Source organism: Mesorhizobium sp. WSM4904, assembly GCF_029674545.1.
Classification (GTDB): Bacteria; Pseudomonadota; Alphaproteobacteria; order Rhizobiales; family Rhizobiaceae; genus Mesorhizobium.
In genome coordinates this window covers 5,393,858-5,411,136 of the sequence record NZ_CP121354.1, presented here as the reverse complement: position 1 = coordinate 5,411,136, position 17,279 = coordinate 5,393,858, and the positions used below count along the sequence as shown (strand labels likewise).

Annotated in this window: 13 protein-coding genes and 1 pseudogene; 10 read left to right on the top strand and 4 right to left on the bottom strand. The window is 64.7% G+C overall.

Annotated elements, in window-relative coordinates; translation table 11 throughout:
• Nucleotides 1–70: 70 nt before the first annotated feature.
• Nucleotides 71–2,935 (bottom strand): winged helix-turn-helix domain-containing protein, encoded by a 2,865-nt coding sequence (locus QAZ47_RS26285; RefSeq protein ID WP_278231289.1) that lies wholly within the window; start codon nucleotides 2,933–2,935, stop codon nucleotides 71–73.
• A gap of 125 nt (nucleotides 2,936–3,060) precedes the next feature.
• Between QAZ47_RS26285 and QAZ47_RS26280 the strand changes: the two genes are divergently transcribed.
• The 3 genes from QAZ47_RS26280 (at nucleotide 3,061) to QAZ47_RS26270 (ending at nucleotide 7,392) form a co-directional block, all read left to right on the top strand.
• Entirely contained in the window at nucleotides 3,061–3,981 is a 921-nt protein-coding gene (locus tag QAZ47_RS26280; protein ID WP_278231287.1) for an AraC family transcriptional regulator, read from the top strand.
• 100 nt (nucleotides 3,982–4,081) lie between these two features.
• Nucleotides 4,082–6,040, top strand: a complete 1,959-nt coding sequence (locus QAZ47_RS26275) for an alpha/beta fold hydrolase (RefSeq protein WP_278231286.1) — start codon at nucleotides 4,082–4,084, stop codon at nucleotides 6,038–6,040.
• A gap of 101 nt (nucleotides 6,041–6,141) precedes the next feature.
• Nucleotides 6,142–7,392 carry an MFS transporter gene (locus tag QAZ47_RS26270; RefSeq protein WP_278231285.1) on the top strand — a complete coding sequence of 417 codons (1,251 nt, stop codon included), beginning with the start codon at nucleotides 6,142–6,144 and terminating at the stop codon, nucleotides 7,390–7,392.
• 54 nt (nucleotides 7,393–7,446) lie between these two features.
• Here QAZ47_RS26270 and QAZ47_RS26265 read toward each other — a convergent pair whose 3' ends face one another.
• Nucleotides 7,447–9,375: an LTA synthase family protein gene (locus QAZ47_RS26265; protein WP_278231284.1), complete on the bottom strand. Its 1,929-nt coding sequence runs from the start codon at nucleotides 9,373–9,375 to the stop codon at nucleotides 7,447–7,449.
• A gap of 297 nt (nucleotides 9,376–9,672) precedes the next feature.
• Between QAZ47_RS26265 and fabD the strand changes: the two genes are divergently transcribed.
• The 7 genes from fabD (at nucleotide 9,673) to gmk (ending at nucleotide 16,581) form a co-directional block, all read left to right on the top strand.
• Nucleotides 9,673–10,626 (top strand): ACP S-malonyltransferase, encoded by a 954-nt coding sequence (fabD, locus tag QAZ47_RS26260; RefSeq protein WP_278231283.1) that lies wholly within the window; start codon nucleotides 9,673–9,675, stop codon nucleotides 10,624–10,626.
• Between the two features lie 301 nt (nucleotides 10,627–10,927).
• Nucleotides 10,928–11,665 (top strand): 3-oxoacyl-[acyl-carrier-protein] reductase, encoded by a 738-nt coding sequence (gene fabG, locus QAZ47_RS26255; RefSeq protein ID WP_278231282.1) that lies wholly within the window; start codon nucleotides 10,928–10,930, stop codon nucleotides 11,663–11,665.
• A 248-nt stretch (nucleotides 11,666–11,913) separates the two neighbouring features.
• Nucleotides 11,914–12,150, top strand: coding sequence for an acyl carrier protein (locus tag QAZ47_RS26250; protein WP_006203723.1), 237 nt, complete (start codon nucleotides 11,914–11,916; stop codon nucleotides 12,148–12,150).
• A gap of 34 nt (nucleotides 12,151–12,184) precedes the next feature.
• Complete coding sequence (gene fabF / locus QAZ47_RS26245) at nucleotides 12,185–13,447, top strand: beta-ketoacyl-ACP synthase II (RefSeq protein ID WP_278203638.1); 1,263 nt, start codon at nucleotides 12,185–12,187, stop codon at nucleotides 13,445–13,447.
• A 166-nt stretch (nucleotides 13,448–13,613) separates the two neighbouring features.
• Nucleotides 13,614–14,855, top strand: a complete 1,242-nt coding sequence (mltG, locus tag QAZ47_RS26240; RefSeq protein ID WP_278231281.1) for an endolytic transglycosylase MltG — start codon at nucleotides 13,614–13,616, stop codon at nucleotides 14,853–14,855.
• A gap of 155 nt (nucleotides 14,856–15,010) precedes the next feature.
• Nucleotides 15,011–15,901, top strand: a complete 891-nt coding sequence (locus QAZ47_RS26235) for a YicC/YloC family endoribonuclease (RefSeq protein WP_278231280.1) — start codon at nucleotides 15,011–15,013, stop codon at nucleotides 15,899–15,901.
• Between the two features lie 5 nt (nucleotides 15,902–15,906).
• Complete coding sequence (gene gmk, locus QAZ47_RS26230) at nucleotides 15,907–16,581, top strand: guanylate kinase (protein ID WP_278207947.1); 675 nt, start codon at nucleotides 15,907–15,909, stop codon at nucleotides 16,579–16,581.
• A gap of 31 nt (nucleotides 16,582–16,612) precedes the next feature.
• Here the strand turns inward: gmk and QAZ47_RS26225 are convergent.
• A pseudogene (locus QAZ47_RS26225) lies at nucleotides 16,613–16,747 on the bottom strand (type II toxin-antitoxin system RelB/DinJ family antitoxin); the annotation flags it as partial.
• Nucleotides 16,748–16,973: 226 nt separating this feature from the next.
• A complete protein-coding gene (locus QAZ47_RS26220; RefSeq protein WP_278231279.1) occupies nucleotides 16,974–17,267 on the bottom strand; it encodes a DUF1330 domain-containing protein in 294 nt (97 codons plus the stop codon).
• Nucleotides 17,268–17,279 lie beyond the last annotated feature (12 nt).

Below are 17,279 nucleotides of genomic sequence, written 5' to 3'. Positions count from 1 at the left end.
AGTGCACGGCGACATGCATCAAAAGAGAAACTTGAAGCGCGCTGCATGAGTTCGTTTCAACGTGGCAAGATTATTCTGCCGGCCGCGATGCCATGAGGACTTGCGCCTGGCGCAGGTCGCCTGTCGAGTATCCTTCGGTGAAGCGGCCGAAGCACGACGCAAGCGCCGCCTCGGCGGCCGCGTTCCCGCCATGCAGGCGCCAAAGCTTGACCAGGCTCATGGCCGACCGCAGCTCCCAGCCGAGTGCTTGGTCGCGACGGGCCAGCTCGACCGATTCCTCGTAGATCGCGATCGCTTCCTGCCAACGGTCGGGCGCTTGGAAGCGGATGACATTGCCCTTGATTCGCAGCATTTCGGGGATACCGACGACCTGACCGTTGCTTCTCGATATGGCCATGGCTTCGTCGATGGCGGCGAGGCCGCCGTCGAGGTCGCCCTGCCGGGCCAGAGCCTCGCCGTAATTTGTCAGGTAGTTGGGATAGCGCATCCGGAAGCCGCCATCGCGCACTTCGGCAAGGTTGTCGCGAAGATGTGCCAGGTTGAGTTTCTGGCCTAGATACAGGTTGAGCCGGCTGCTCCCGCCTATCACCATCGCTCTCCAGATCGTCAGTCCATGACGCCGGGCATGCTCGATGCCCCGATCCATGAAGTTCCTGGCGGCTGCGTAATCCCGCACATACATAGCGATCATAGCCGAGCCGTGCAGCAGCGCGGAACATAGCGACACCGCATAGTTCGAAGCCTCCGCGTCCTCGAGTTGGCGCCGCGCGGTCTCGAGCGCCTGGTCGGCATAGCCCTGCAGCCACATCACCGTCGCGAGCGAGCCGCGGGCGATGAGCCTTTGGTCGAAATCGAAGCGCACCGCGTCCGAGCGGCGATCGACAATCGCAGGCTTGTGGACGATGCTTTCGAGCCGTTGCCGCGCGATGCCGAGCGCGCCAAGCCAGGATAGCGCGGCGCCGGCCTGGGCATCGGCATCTCCGGCCGCTTCCTGTCGCCCTTTGCTTTCCAGGGCGCGGATCCTCTCGGCGAGCGCCAAGGCGGATCGCGAGTCGCCGGTCCAAAGCTCGTATTCCGAGAGCCCGCGCAGGCATTCGAGCTCCATGTCCGCGTCGCACAGATCCTCGGCGATGCGAAGCGCCTTGCCGAGGGCCTCTTTCACCCTTTGCAACGGCCCGAGCGCATGAAGAAGGGTGGCGCCTAGCGTCAGGTTCAAGAGCAGGTCGTCGCGAACGCTTCGGTACTCCGCGAGGCTCTCACCCAGTGCCCGTTCGACGGCCATGCGGCATTCTTGGATCAACGACATCTGCTTGCCGAAGGGAATTGCCGCTACCGTCAGCCCTACGCTCAAGGCATTGCTGTCCGGTTTCGAGAACGTCCAGCGCAACGCCGCGCGCACATCGTCGACCTTGCCGGCATAGCTGGCCATCCATTCTTGGCGCGGCAGCCGGTCGATGTCGTCTTTTGCCACCGCGAGCAGTTCGAGGCAATGCTGCGCGTGCCGCCGGCGAGCCCCATCGAGCTCGCCACATTCCGCGAGTTTTTCGAGCGAGTAGGCGCGTGTGGAGTCGAGTTGGCGGTATTCCATTTCGGCATCGCGAAGCTCGGCCGAGATCAGGGATTTGGACACGAGCTCGGAGAGATCGGCAATCATGCCACTCCGATCCATCCCGGCATCCAGTGCGACGGCGCAGGCGGACTCGAGATTGAACGCGCCGGCGAAGACCGACAGCCGGCGCATCAGCCTCTGTTCTGGCTCCGACAAACGAGCATAGCTCCAGTCGATGGTCGCAAACAGGGTGCGATGCCGTGCGGGTCCGCCGCGGCGGGTCTCAAGGACGCGAAAACGGTCGTCCAACACGCTGAGCAGTCCACGGACGCCCAATGTGCCGACATGGATGGCCGCGAGCTCGATCGCGAGCGCCAGGCCGTCGAGCCGGCGGCAGATTTCAGCAACGGCCGGGGCGTCGGCATCGCTCAAGCCGAACGTCTCGTCGCGATCGGTGGCGCGCTCGACGAAGAGCTGAACGGCAGGGAAGGTGAGGGCCTCTTCCGCACTGAGGGTGTGCGATCCCTCCGGCGCCGCGAGCCCGGGCAGACGGCGGACGCGTTCTCCGCTTACGCGCAACGGTTCCCGGCTCGTCGCGAGGATCCTGAGATTGGCCGCTCCTGCGACGATGCGATCGACAACAGATGCCACCGCGTCGATGACATGCTCGCAGCTGTCGAGGATCAAGAGCATATCCTGATCACGCAGATATTCGCTGAGCGACTCGAGCATGTTCGCCGAATGCGCCGTCAAGCCGATGGCCGTGGCGATGGCACTCGGGACGAGATCGGCATCGCTGAGCGAGGACAGATCGATCAGCCAGACATCGGAACGGCCGGCGGCCAGGGTCCGTTCGGCGACGGCACGGGCGACGCTGGTCTTGCCGATACCTCCGGGCCCGACGATCGATACGATCCGCGCCTCCCGCAGTTCGGCCTGGATCGCTTCGATGACGGAATCCCGGCCGATGATGCGTGTGGTCCGGGCGGCCAGATTGTGCCGCACCGGCGACACTTCATTGGATGGGATGTCCCGGTTGGAGAATCGCCGGATGTGGATGGGGCTGACGAAACGATAGCCGCGCCCGACGACCGTTGCAATGTATCGCGACGATCCCGTACCTTCGCCGAGCGCGCGGCGCAGTGCGTTCATGTTGACCTTGAGGTTGCTTTCCTCGACCACCAGATTGGGCCAGACCCGCGCGATCAGCTCGCGTTTGCCGACAGTTTCACCGGCCCGCTCGACCAGCACGGTCAGGATGTCGAGAGCCCGGCCGCCGATGCGCACCGGCTGGCCGTCGCGGAACAGCAGCCGTCGCTCGGATATCAGCCGGAATGGCCCGAATGCATAGGATTGATAGTCGCTGCTGGCCAGACTCGCAGTCATACGTTCCCTAGGGGCAAAACCGGCCACAACATAGCACGGCCGCGATCAGGTTTAACCGGACTTAACTTGTCGGGGTAGAGGGCGCGGAAGAAGCTACGGTCTGTTCAGGCAAGCGAGCCCGCCCTATGACGCTATCGGTCCAGGACGACAAGAAACAGGGCAGCTACAGCCTCGCCGGCACGGCGACATGGACTGGCCTGCATGTCGAACACCGGCATATCGGACCTGGCGCCTATCAGTGCGATCGGCCGGCCTGTGTCGAATTCGCCTACATTCTGTCGGGTCGATCGGCTGTGCGAAGGCAGGCTGACGGACCGCTTCAAGAGGGCCTGGCGTTACCAGGCACGAGCTGGCTGGTGCCTGCCGGCGCGAACGAAACCCTGCTCGAATTCGACGGCGACAGTGAGTGCCTGATCGTCTACCTGCCTTCCAGCCTGATCGAGGACAGTGCCCTGGCCGACTATGATATCGACCCGGCATGCGCGGAAGTCGTCTACGCCGGCGGCTTTGCCGATCCGACGCTGTCCCAGATCGGAATGGCGATCCACGGCCTGGTCGGCCGGCCGCAGCAGCCGGTTGACCGGCTCTTTGCCGACGGTTTGCGAAGGGCGCTCGCGGCGCATCTGATCGGGCGCTACACGACCGACCGCTGGAAGCAGCCGTCCCGCCAGCCGACCCTCGAGCCGCGCCGCCTGCAGCGCGTGATGAGTTTTATCGAGGCGCGCCTGGGCGAGAATCTGTCGCTCGACGACCTCGCCGGCGAGGCCTGCCTCAGCCCGTTTCATTTCTCCCGTCTGTTCCAGCAGGCGACAGGCAGTTCCCCGCACCGCTATCTGACCGAGCGCCGCATCGAATCCGCCAAGCGCATGATCCGCGACAATCGTGCGTCGATGGTCGAGATAGCGCTCGATACAGGATTTGGGTCGCAGGCCAATTTCTCCAGGATCTTCCGCAAGACCACAGGCCTCTGCCCCACGGAATACCGCGACCTGCAGCGCGCCGGTTCGGCATTCCTGGTTCCGGCCAAAAGCAAGTTTGGCCAATAACTGCGCAAGAACCACAAATCGTTGCGTGTGGCAGTCGGGTAGTGAATCCCTCATGCGGCGCCGGGACGTCGCCGCCGACGGTCTCAGCCGGGAGCACCGCATGCGCGCACCGATCTTCCGTATCATCTCGGCCGTTTCCGCCGCGGTGGTCGGCGTTCTGGGTTACCTTGTCCTTTGGCCGATCCCGGCTGAGCCTGTTGCGTGGTCGACGCCGACGGCGCCTGGCTACACCGGCGTGTATGCGCTCAATACACGTCTCGCCGACCTTCACACCGTCGGCATCGGCAGCGAGTTCGGGCCGGAGCACATCGCGATCGGCCCGGACAACAGGCTTTATACCGCGATGACAAGCGGCGACCTGGTGCGGATGGACCTCGACGGCGGCAATCAGCAGGTCTTTGCCAATACGGGTGGGCGGGTTCTCGGCTTCGACTTCGACCGCAACGGTCTGATGATCGCCGCGGATGCAATGAAGGGGCTGATCGCCATCGCCGGCGACGGCAGCGTGACCCTTCTTGGCGACCACGTCAGTCCGGACGACCCCATCGGTTACGCTAATTCCGTTGTTGTTGCTGCCGACGGCATGGTCTATTTCACCGACTCCAGCACGCGCTTTTCCCCGGCACACTACGGCAACACGCTCGAGGCAAGCATTCTTGACATCATGGAGCAGTCCGCGACCGGACGCGTGCTTGCCTATGATCCGGCTTCGCGAACGATACGCATCGTGGCGCACGGTCTCTCCTTCGCCAACGGCGTCGTGCTCCTCGGTGATGGGCACACCCTGTTCGTCAGCGAGACCGGCCGCTATCGCATCTGGCGCATAGACGGGCATGCTCGCGACCTCGACGTCAAGAGCGGGTCGCCACAGGCCGGCATCGTGCTCGACAATCTCCCCGGCTATCCGGACAACCTGATGCGCGGCCGCGACGGGCGCATCTGGGTCGGTCTGTTCAGGCCGCGCAACCCGGCAGCCGATTCCCTCGCCGGCAGTCCTTTCATGCGTAAGATATTGCTGCGGCTTCCCCGCTTCCTGCTGCCCGCCGGCCAACGCTACGGGCACGTCTTCGCCATCAATGAGAACGGCCAGGTCACCGAGGACCTTCAGGATCCGACCGGCGCTTATCCCGAAACCACCGGCGCGACCGAAACGGCGGACCGGCTCTACATCCACAGCCTGCATGCTCCGGTGCTCGGCTGGACCGAGTTGCGAGCGCGTAATCTGAAGTCCGCGTTCCTTGCATCTTATCTGCCACGCCGCCGGTCGCTTCCAAACCGGGGCCAAATTAAGGAGACTGCCATGTCCATGAAGACTGCAATCACTGCCGCCGCACTCAGCACTGCCGGCATGATCTCGGCCGCGCACGCCCAAGACGCGCCGTCCATCGTGCTTGTGCACGGTGCCTGGGCCAACGGATCGAGCTGGGTGGAAGTGGTGCCACTGTTGCAGCAGCACCGTCTTCACGTCGTCGCCCTCCACAACCCCGAGTCCTCGTTTGAGGCCGACGTCGCCGCAACGCGCCGCGTCATCGACGATCAGCCGGGCAAGGTTATCCTCGTCGGCCATTCCTATGGCGGCGCCGTCATTACCGAAGCCGGGAACAACGATAAGGTGAAGGCGCTCGTCTATGTCGCCGCTTTCGCGCCGGCGCCTGGACAATCGGTCAACGCCATCGTCGGGGCTGCGCCGCAGCCACCGGCATGGCAAGGTGAAATCCATGCCGATGCGCAGGGATGGCTCACCTGGTCGGCGGATGGGATGGCGAAGTACTTCGCGCCCGATATCGCCCCGAAGGCCGCGGCGCTGCTGGCCGCCACCCAGGCGCCGTTGTTCTCGGGGGCCTTCGACGGGAAGGTGACCGCGGCCGCCTACACGTCCAAGCCGAGCTGGTACGTCGTCGCCGACAACGATCAGATCATACCGCCGCAGCTGCAGCAGATTTTCGCCGACAGGATGAAGGCGACGACCATCCATGTGGCGTCCAGCCACGTGGCGATGCTGTCCCAGCCGCAGGTGGTGGCCGATGCGATCCTCGCGGCCGTCGAGGGGACCCGGTAAGGCCGCGCAGGCGGCTCGTCCCACGGGCGGCGGCGTTAGCCCCTCCCATCTGCCGCCGGTCCACCAATTTTCGCGACACATGCCCGGAAACGAGACAAGCCATGATGAACGAAGGCACTTTGGCCGCAACAGCAAAGCAAGAGCTGGATATCGAGAACGGCCACCGTGTCGTCACGGACCGGGAAAGCAGACTGGCCCTGTTCGCGCTGGCGCTTGGCACCTTCTGCATCGGAACCACCGAATTCGCTTCGATGGGGATCATACAGCTGTTCTCGGCGTCTTTCGGCGTCAATATCCCAACGGCAACGCACGCGATCACCGCCTACGCATTCGGCGTCGTCTTCGGCGGACCCATCCTCACGCTGTTCGCCGCGCATCTCAACCGGCGCACCCTGCTGCTGCTGTTGATCGGGATCTTCATCGCCGGCAACGTCTTGTCGGCTGTGGCGGACGGGCTGGGCATGTTCGTGGTCGCCCGCTTCGTCACCGGCTTGCCGCAAGGTGCCTATTTCGGCGCCGGCGCTGTGGTGGCGTCCTACTTGGTCGGCCCCGGACATGCTGGCCGGGCCTTCGCCATCGTCATGGCGGGATTGACCATTGCCACGATCCTGGGATCGCCGATAGCCACGTTCCTAGGCCAGACCGTCGGGTGGCGGGCGACCTATCTGTGCGTCGGCGGCCTGGGTGTCGTTTCCCTGCTGTCCTTGTGGTTCCTGGTGCCGCGGAGTTCCGCGCTCGACGGTGCCTCGATCATGCACGAACTGGGTGGTTTGCAGAATGGACAAGTGTGGCTGATGATGGCGGTCGCCGCGCTCGGCATCTCCTCGATTTTCGCCGTCTATACATTCATCGGCCCCTTCGTCACCGATCTGGTGGGGTTGCCGCCTCGGGTCATTCCGCTCGGGCTGGCCGTGTTCGGCATCGGCATGACGGTCGGAAACTTTTATGGCGGGCGTCTCGCCGATGCGGATCCTAGTAGCGGCATCGTGGCCGGATACGGCTGTGCCCTCGTCGTGCTGGCGGCTCTCGGCTTCTGGGGGGTCAACTGCTGGGTTCTCTTCCCGGCGCTGTTCGGTGTAGGCGCGACGATGATGGCGGCAATCCCGACAATTCAGATCAGGCTCACCAGTCTCGCGCCGGAATCGGGCACGCTCATGGGTGCGATGAACCTCGCCTCGCTCAACGTCGCGAACGCTCTGGGAGCCTGGGCCGGCGGCCTCACGATCGGAGCCGACCTTGGCCTGTTGTCCGCAGTCTGGGCAGGCTTCGCCTTAACCACCGCCGGATTGGTTCTCTTCCTGTTGGTCAAGCGGCGCCCAGTCAAGCCGACACCATCGCTCAACAGGGTCTGATGTTGCGGGCCGACTGATTGGCTACAACTGTTCCGTCGGCTCCAACCAACACACTCAGCTCATATGCGCGATGAGCGGGACCACGGTCTCCGGGAAGAAGTCGGGCGCGGTATGGCGCTTGCCGAACATCATGTCGTACTGGATCAGCCGGAAATCGTTGATCGCCGGATCGACCTTCTTCTGCCTCGCCCAGTCGGGCGTCGCTTCGCCGGAGGGCGACAGCAGAAGGTTGCGGTCGACGACCCGGTAGCGCTCGCGCAGCGCGCCGAGGAAGCCGGTGTAGTAGGGATGGGTGATCCCGGCCGTGGTGAGGATATGGTAAGGCAGGAAGGCCGGGCTCACCGCGCCCAGGTTTTCGACCGGACCAGAGCGGTTCGACCAAATGATCAGCGGCGTGTCGTGATGGTCGAGCGCGGCCTCGGGCGTCGGCTCCTTGCGCGGCGCGACATTGTCCTTGAGGAAGCCTGTCTCGACATAGACGGGGCCGAGCGGCGGCAGATGGTCGCCGAAGAAGGCGATGATGGTCGGCCGCTCGCGCTTCTTCGCCCAGTCGATCAGGCGCTGCAGGCCGCGATCGGCATCGGCCGAGCCTTCTGCGTAGGAAAGCAGCGATTCCCGCGCCCAGCTGCTGATCGGCGCGTCGACCGCATGGGTCGGATTGTAATAGCGGTACGGCTCATAGGGCCCGTGGTTCTGCAGGCTGACCGCGAACAGGAACACCGGGTCCTCGCTGGTGTCGGCCTCGCGGATGATCTCGTCGGTCATCGCCGCGTCGGAAGCCAGCGGTCCGCGTTTTTCCATCGGCGGCAGCGTCTCCTCCGAGCGGAAGTCGCTGAAGCCGAAATCGGCATAGACGGCGCCCCGGTTCCAGAACCAGTTGGTGCCTGGATGGATGGCGCGCGCCCGGTAGCCCTCGCTTCGCAGGAAGGTCGCCAGCGACGGCGTCGGCGTGCGCACATATTGCTGGTAGGGGATCGAGCCCGCCGGCAGGAAGGCGTTGGAGAAGCCGGTCAGCGCTTCGAACTCGATATTGGCGGTCATGCCGCCGAATTCCGGCGAGAACATCGAGCCGGAGCGCAGCGCGCGCACGGTCGGGATCGGATCGGGCTTGATGCGGACGCCGGGAAGCTCGGTCGCATCCCAGAAGGATTCGCTCATCACCACGATGATGTCGGGCTTCTCGTCCGGCACCGTGGCGGCGACGCCGGGGCGCGCGATCGCGTCCATCGTCTTCTCGGAATAGCCGGGCGGCGCCGAGACATGCGCCATCGGAACGTTCATCGCGAAGGCGAGCGCAAAACCGTTCGAGGCATAATTCTCCTTCTGGTCCCACATGATCGGGATGATCTGCAGCCTGTCGCGCGTCCACGAGAAGGTGGCGTAATCCATGATCGAGACGAAGAAGGCGAGCAGCGGCACGGCCAGCGTCAGCCGCGCCAGCCGTCCCTTTCGGCTAAGGATCGGCACGCGCCGGCGCCAGTGCCGCCAGCCATAGACGAGCAGCGCCAGGCTGCCGATGATCGCCACGCCGAGCAGCGCGGCCGTCCAGGGGCGCTCGCGCACCAGGAGCGGCATCAGCGCCATGATCTGGCGGGCATAGAGGAAATCGGTCGGATAGAGCGGGTCGCCGAGATAATGCGATTTCTGATGGCCGACGAAGGCCAGCGCCAGCGTCAGCGGCGCGACGATCATCAGGCTCTGATGGCTGCGGCCGAGTACGGCATCGAGCCCTACCAGCACCAGCGCGAAGACGACGATGGTGGTCCATCCCGGCTTGAAGGGCTGCAGGAAGAAGCCTACTGTGCCGAAGAAGTCGCCGCGCACGATCCATTCGATGGCGAACACCAGGAGCGCGGAGGCAAGCAGCGTCGCGAGACCATAGCGGACGATCGGCCATCTCCGCCCCGGCAGGTAGCCGGTGGACGGATCGTCTTCCAAGAATTGCGGCACGGGCTTGGCCGCGCCTTTTCTGATCCTTGCCACGTCGCTTCCCCCGGCCCTTGCCGCGCTTCTTGCGTTCGCGCTTCGCGTCTTCCACACGCGTCACGCTTCTGTCATCGAAATGTCACGCAAAGCTAGCGCCTGTGGCGGAAATAAGAAGAGCCAGCAAACGATTCGTGAGCGGTTTTCATCAGGTGTGATCGCCAAAAAGCCTTTCGGAACAGGGACTCGGGCCGGGTTTTTGGGCTGAAATGGGCTCCGGGCGGGCAGCCCCGGGCTTGACTTGGCCGTCCGCCTTGCGTCAGAGGCAGGGAAAAACCAGTCGCTGGAGACTTGAAAATGGCCGTCGCATTCACCTTTCCGGGACAGGGCAGCCAGGCCGTCGGCATGGGCAAGGACCTCGCCGATGCCTTCCCCGAGGCGCGCCGGGTGTTCGAGGAAGTCGACGAAGCGCTTGGCGAAAACCTGTCGAAGCTGATCTGGGAAGGGCCTGAAGAGACGCTGACGCTGACGGCCAACGCCCAGCCGGCGCTGATGGCGGTGTCGCTTGCGGCGCTGAGGGCGCTGGAGTCGCGCGGCTTTTCGCTGAAGGACAAGGTGGCCTACGTCGCCGGCCATTCGCTCGGCGAATATGCCGCACTTGCCGCGGCAGGTTTCGTCTCGGTCGCCGATGCCGCGCGGCTGCTGCGCATCCGCGGCAACGCCATGCAGGCGGCGGTGCCGGCGGGCGAGGGCGCCATGGCCGCCATCATCGGGCTGGAACAGGCCGATGTCGAAGCCGCCTGCGCCGAAGCGGCGCAAGGCTCCGCCAAAGGGGCGGTTTGCCAGGTCGCCAACGACAATGGCGGCGGCCAGCTGGTGATTTCCGGCGCCAAGGCGGCCGTCGAGCTGGCGGCGAAGCTCTGCACCGAGAAAGGCGCCAAGCGGGCGTTGATGCTGCAGGTCTCCGCTCCCTTCCATTCGGCGCTGATGACGCCGGCCGCGGATATCATGCGCGAGGCGCTCGCCGGCGTGGCGAAGAGCGCGCCCGTGGTTCCGATTGTCTCCAACGTCACCGTCACGGCCACCAACGACCCGGACGAGATCGCCCGCCGCCTGGTCGAGCAGGTGGTCGCTCGCGTGCGCTGGCGCGAGACGGTGGAATGGTTCGGCCAGAACGGTGTCGCGACGCTCTACGAAGTCGGCGCCGGCAAGGTGCTGTCGGGCCTGGCGCGCCGCATCAACCGCGACATCGCCACTGGCGCCATCGGCACGCCGGCGGAGGTCGAGACGGCGCTGGCGGCGTTGGGATGAGCCCCTGCTTTCGTCATTCTTTCTAGGGCGGAGCAAGGAGCGAAGCGACGCAGCGCAGACCCTAGAATCCATGCCGTGACTTGGAAGTGCCGCCGCGGTGCAGAATTCTGCTCCGTTGCATCCTTCGGCCAATGTCACAGGATCCTTGGGTCTACGCGTCCGCTTCGCTCCCGCTCCGCCCGTGGATGACGACGGGAAGGAGGCCTTCGCTAATGTCCGACGCTTGTCTAGCGTGACTTGGACGATATGACGTATACGGAACGCGACTGCTTGCAGCCGTCTGGAAAATGAGGTTGGAAAAATGTTCGAACTGACCGGCCGCAAGGCGCTCGTCACCGGCGCATCGGGAGGCATCGGCGAGGCGATTGCCAGGGTGCTGCACAGCCAGGGCGCCATCGTCGGCCTGCACGGCACCCGTGTGGAGAAGCTGGAAACCTTGGCGAGCGACCTCGGCGAGCGCGTGAAACTCTTTCCGGCGGACCTGACCAACCGCGACGCGGTCAAGGCGCTCGGGCAGAAGGCGGAAGCCGACCTCGAAGGCGTCGACATTCTGGTCAACAATGCAGGCATCACCAAGGACGGCCTGTTTGTGCGCATGTCGGACGCCGACTGGGATTCCGTGCTCGAGGTGAACCTCACCGCCGTGTTCCGGCTCACCCGCGAGCTCACCCACCCGATGATGCGCCGCCGCCATGGCCGCATCGTCAACATCACCTCCGTGGTCGGCGTCACCGGCAATCCGGGGCAGACCAATTACTGTGCCTCCAAGGCCGGTATGATCGGCTTTTCCAAGTCGCTGGCGCAGGAGATCGCCACCCGCAACATCACCGTCAACTGCGTCGCCCCGGGCTTCATCGAATCGGCCATGACCGGCAAGCTCAACGACAAGCAGAAAGAGACGATCATGGCGGCGATTCCGATAAGGCGCATGGGCACCAGCGCCGAGGTCGCCTCGGCCGTCGCCTACCTCGCTTCCAATGAGGCGGCTTACGTTACCGGCCAGACCATCCATGTGAATGGCGGCATGGCGATGATCTAGGGCGTGTTGGGATTCAGGTCAGGCCGAGCTGAATCTCGATACGCCCCGACCGATCAAGGTCCGGCGGGCTGTGAAAACAGCCATTTCGGCTTGGACGCCCGCCTTTTTTCGTGTAATGCGGCCGGCAACCCGGCGGTTCGGGCAAAAACCGGTCCTGCGGCTTGCGTTTCCCGCAGGACCATCTTTCAGCTTGATTAGCGGCATTCCGCCCGCTAACGAAGACAAGACAACATAAGACGAGGCCCCAAATGAGTGACACCGCAGAGCGCGTCAAGAAGATCGTCATCGAGCATCTCGGCGTCGATGCCGACAAAGTGACGGAGCAGGCGAGCTTCATCGACGATCTGGGCGCGGACAGCCTCGATACGGTCGAACTCGTCATGGCGTTCGAAGAAGAGTTCGGCGTCGAGATTCCGGACGACGCGGCCGAGACCATCCTCACCGTCGGCGACGCCGTGAAGTATATCGACAAGGCCTCGGCCTGAGGCTTTCCGCGGGAATTACCGGGGAGGACCTGCGATGAGGCGAGTCGTCGTCACGGGCCTTGGCCTGCTTTCACCGTTCGGCATGGGCTTCGAGCATAGCTGGAAGGAATTGCTTTCCGGCCGCAGCGCCGCCCGCCGCGTCACCGAATTCGAGGTGGACGATCTTGCCTGCAAGATCGCCCACATCGTTCCGCGCGGTGACGGCTCCAACGGCACCTTCAATCCCGAGGCCGTGCTCGAGCCGAAGGAACTGCGCAAGGTTGGCGATTTCATCCTCTACGGCATCGCGGCCGCCGACGAGGCGCTGGCCGATTCAGGCTGGAAGCCCGAGACGCATGAGGATCAGTGCGCCACCGGCGTGCTGATCGGTTCCGGCATCGGCGGCATCGACGGCATCGCCGAGAACGCGATGATCCTGAAGGAGCGCGGCCCGCGCCGCATCAGCCCCTTCTTCATTCCTGGACAGATCATCAACCTGGTCTCAGGCCAGGTCTCCATCCGGCACGGACTGAAAGGCCCGAACCATGCGGTCGTCACCGCCTGCTCGACCGGCGCGCATGCTATCGGCGATGCCGCCCGGCTGATCATTTGGGGCGATGCCGACGTCATGGTGGCCGGTGGCGCCGAGGCGCCGGTTACGAGGCTCTCCATGGCAGGCTTCGCCGCGTGCCGCGCGCTCTCCACCGAACGCAACGACACGCCTGAGACCGCTTCGCGTCCCTATGACCGCGACCGCGACGGCTTTGTCATGGGCGAGGGCGCCGGCGTCGTCGTCCTGGAAGAGCTGGAGCACGCCAAGGCGCGCGGCGCCAAGATCTATGCCGAGGTCACCGGCTACGGACTGACCGGCGACGCCTATCACATCACCGCTCCGGCCGAGGACGGCGACGGCGCGTTTCGCTGCATGACGGCGGCGCTGAACCGGGCGAAGCTCTCGGCCGCCGACGTCGACTACATCAACGCGCACGGCACCTCGACCATGGCCGACACGATCGAGCTTGGCGCCGTCGAGCGGCTGGTCGGCAATGCGGCTTCCAAGATTTCGATGTCGTCGACCAAGTCGTCGATCGGCCATCTTTTGGGCGCCGCGGGCGCCGCGGAAGCGATCTTCTCGATCCTCGCCATCCGCGACAACATTGCCCCCGCCACCATCAATCTCGACAATCCGGAACGCGAGACGGCGATCGATCTCGTGCCGAACAAGCCGCGCCAGCGCCAGATCGATGTGGCGTTGTCGAACTCCTTCGGCTTCGGCGGCACCAACGCCTCGCTCGTCTTCCAACGTTACAATGGCTGAGCATTCAGCCAGGGCAATTCCAGGAACAGTGCGAAGCGGTTATCCGTCCTGGAATGCTCAGAAGCAGATAGCTAGCCGGCAGGTCCGCCGCCTGCCGTCATTTTTGCCAAATTTGTCCCTACGCTTCGGCTAGGGGATTCGTTGCAAGATCAGACGGTAGGGCGCCATGAATACAAATCCGGGCGGCGGCGGGGAATTCGGACAGCGTCAGACGCAAGGCCCGATCGTGCCCAAGACAGCCGCCGAGGCGCTGCGCCCCGAGGCCGGCACGCCGCCGCCGTCGAAACGCTCGCGCGCGTCGCGCAGCCAGGTCGTCGTGTTCCTGAATTTCTTCCTCTCGGTGGTCATCCTGGTCGTTCTCGCCGCCGGCGCGGCGCTCTATTTCGGCATGCAGGCTTTCGTCGAGCCAGGTCCGTCGGCCAATGGCGATACCTTCATGGTCAAACCGAACACCGGCGTGCAGGAGATCGCCGACCAGCTGGAGCGTCGCGGCCTGGTCAGCGATGCGCGCATCTTCAGGCTGGGCGTGCGCGCCACCGGCAATGATGCCGCGCTGAAGGCCGGCGAATACGCCATCAAGCCGCGCGCCTCGATGCGCGAGATCATGGAGCTGTTCAAGAGCGGCAAATCGGTGATGTATTCGCTGACCATTCCCGAGGGGCTGACGGTCCAGCAGGCGCTGCAGCGCGTGGCCGATCAGGAGGCGCTGACCGGCGACATGCCGACGACCCTGCCGCCAGAGGGCAGCATCGCCACCGACACGCTGCGTTTCACCCGCGGCGCCACCCGGCAGCAGATGATCGACAAACTGGTCGCCGATCAGAAGAAGCTGGTCGAGGACGTCTGGGAGCACCGCGCGCCCGACCTGCCGGTCGCCGACATGGGAGACTTTGTCATCCTGGCCTCGATCGTCGAGAAGGAGACGGGCAGGAGCGACGAGCGTTCGCGCGTTGCCGCCGTCTTCCTCAACCGACTTGCCAAGGGCATGCGGCTGCAGTCCGACCCGACCATCATCTACGGGCTGTTCGGCGGCAAGGGCAAACCGGCCGACCGGCCGATCTACCAGTCCGACATCGACAAGCAGACGCCCTACAACACCTATCTGATCAAGGGCCTGCCGCCGACGCCGATCGCCAATCCGGGCCGCGCGGCGCTCGAGGCGGTGGCCAATCCGTCGAAGACGGACGACCTCTATTTCGTCGCCGACGGCAATGGCGGCCATGTCTTTGCCGCGACGCTGGAAGAGCACAACCAGAACGTCGCCCGCTACCGGGCGCTGCAGAAGAAGCAGGAAGACGCTGCCGCCAAGGTCTCCGGCCAGACGACGGCGCCGGCCGCTCCCGACGACAATGCCGACGGCGGCAATGCCGGCACCGATTCCGGCGAGAACGGCGACGCCGCCCAGTAGGCTGCCTGCCGCGCATCCGCCCCGTCTCCTTTGACGCCGGGCCGTATTCATGTTTTGAGGAAGAACATCCGGCGCCGGCCGAAGGTCAGCGTCTTGCAAGGGTGCGCATGTTCGGGCAATCGCTCCCGGATATGCGACAGGGGGTGATACGCGTTATGAACGTGCAGAGCATGACCGGTTTCGCGCGGGCCGTTGCTGAACGCGACGGCACGTCGATCGCCTGGGAGGTCAAATCGGTCAACGGCAAGAGCGTCGAGGTCAGGCTGAGACTGCCGCAAGGCTTCGACCGGCTGGAACCCTCTGTACGGCAGACCGTGCAGAAGCGCTTCGCTCGCGGCAATTTCCAGGCGACGCTGACCGTCGGCCGTGCCGTCGCGCAGCAGGCGCAGCCGGTGGTCAACGAGGCTTTCCTGAAGGATCTGGCAGGGCTGGCCAAGCGCCTGCAGGAGCAGTTCGGCACCCAGCCCGCGACCGCCGACGGGCTGCTTGCGCTGCGCGGCGTGCTCGACATCCCGGAAGCCGTCGAGACGGAGGAGGAGCGTGCCGCCCTCGACGCGGCGATCCTGTCCGCGCTGGAGACGGCGCTCGCCGGCCTGGTGCACGCAAGGCAGAGCGAGGGGGCCGCGCTGCGCACACTGCTGTCGGGCCACATCGACGCCATCGAGGCCCTGACGCTGAAGGCCGAGGCCGACCCGTCGCGCGACCCGGCGGCGATTCGCGAGCGCATCGCCGAGCAGGTGCGTCTGCTGATGGATGCGTCGGCCAATCTCGACGCGGTCCGGCTGCATCAGGAGGCGGCCTTTCTCGCCACCAAGGCCGACATCCGCGAGGAGATCGACCGGCTGAAGACGCATGTCGCTTCCGCGCGTGTGCTGCTCGGCAGCGGCGGCGCCGTCGGCCGCAAGCTCGATTTTCTGGCGCAGGAATTCAATCGCGAATCGAATACCCTGTGCTCCAAGTCGAACGCCGCCGCGGTGACCGCGATCGGGTTGGAGCTCAAGGCGGTGGTCGACCAGTTTCGCGAACAGGTCCAGAATCTGGAGTGACGGAGATGGTTGCCAAGGAGCCGACGGCTGCCAGGGACATGGGAGCCCGCATCCGCCGCCGCGGGCTGATGCTGGTGCTGTCGTCGCCGTCGGGCGCCGGCAAGTCGACGATCGCGCGCAATCTTCTGGAAAGCGATTCGAGCCTGGAGCTGTCGGTCTCCGTCACCACCAGGCCGCGCCGCGGCTCGGAGATCGAGGGCGTCCACTACCATTTCCGCACGATGCGCGAGTTCGAGCGGCTGCGCGATTCCGATGCGCTGCTGGAATGGGCCGAGGTGCACGGCAATTTCTACGCGACACCGCGCGAGCCGGCGGAGATGGCGCTGGCCGAAGGCCGCGACATGCTGTTCGACATCGACTGGCAGGGCGCCCAGCAGCTCAAGGAGAAGATGCGCGCCGACATCGTCTCGATCTTCATCCTGCCGCCTTCGATGAAGGAATTGAAGGCGCGCCTGAAGCGCCGCGCCGAAGACCAAGAGCAGGTCATCGAGACCAGGCTGAAGAACGCCCGCGTCGAGATCGAACACTGGAAGGAATACGACTTCGTCATCGTCAACGACGATCTCGACCGCGCCTTCGCCGAAGTCCGCGCCATCGTGACGGCGGAGCGGCTTCGGCGCGACCGCCGGCCGGGCCTGTTCGACTTCGTTTCCGGGCTGCTGGACGAGAAGACGGAGTGAGGCAGGCTAAGTAGCCAGGCGATCTTCAGGATTAGGTTTCACCGTCCTTACGACGCGCTGCCGCGCGCAGCTCGGCAAAATGCAGCTCTACCTGATCATCAGGAATATCAGGCCGGGAGTCGTCCAGCGCCTCGCGCACCTTTCCGCTGAACCACACATCATACGCTTGTTCCATGATCAACGCCCTGCGTTCATCGCCGCTCAGACCGCGTGCACGACTTTCTCTCAGAATGGCGGCCATTCGATGTGACAACCTCAGACCATCAACGGCACTGATTTTTCGCCCCTATCGCTGGTCAGGATAAACCGACCATTTTGGGCCGAGCGGACAGGGTTCTTTTTCATGCGATCACATTATCATGCCCGATGATTTCCGGGCAATCGTGGGTGCGTCACGAGCCAATCCCCTCGACCAGAATGAGGTTCCTGCTGAGGGCAGCGTCGCGAACCTCAAGTGCCGCTGCGTATTCGGCAGAGCGATACCAGCGCCGTGCGGTTTCGATATCGGGGAATTCGACGACGATCAGCGGCCCGGGCTTCCAGTTGCCCTCCAGCGTCTCCACTTCACCGCCACGAACCAGATAGCGTCCGCCGTGCTCTGCGATGGAGGCCGCGGCGCGGGTTCGATAGGATTCGAATGCCTCCGCGTCGCGGATTGTGACATCGGAAATGACATAGGCAGGCATTTTGCACTCCGG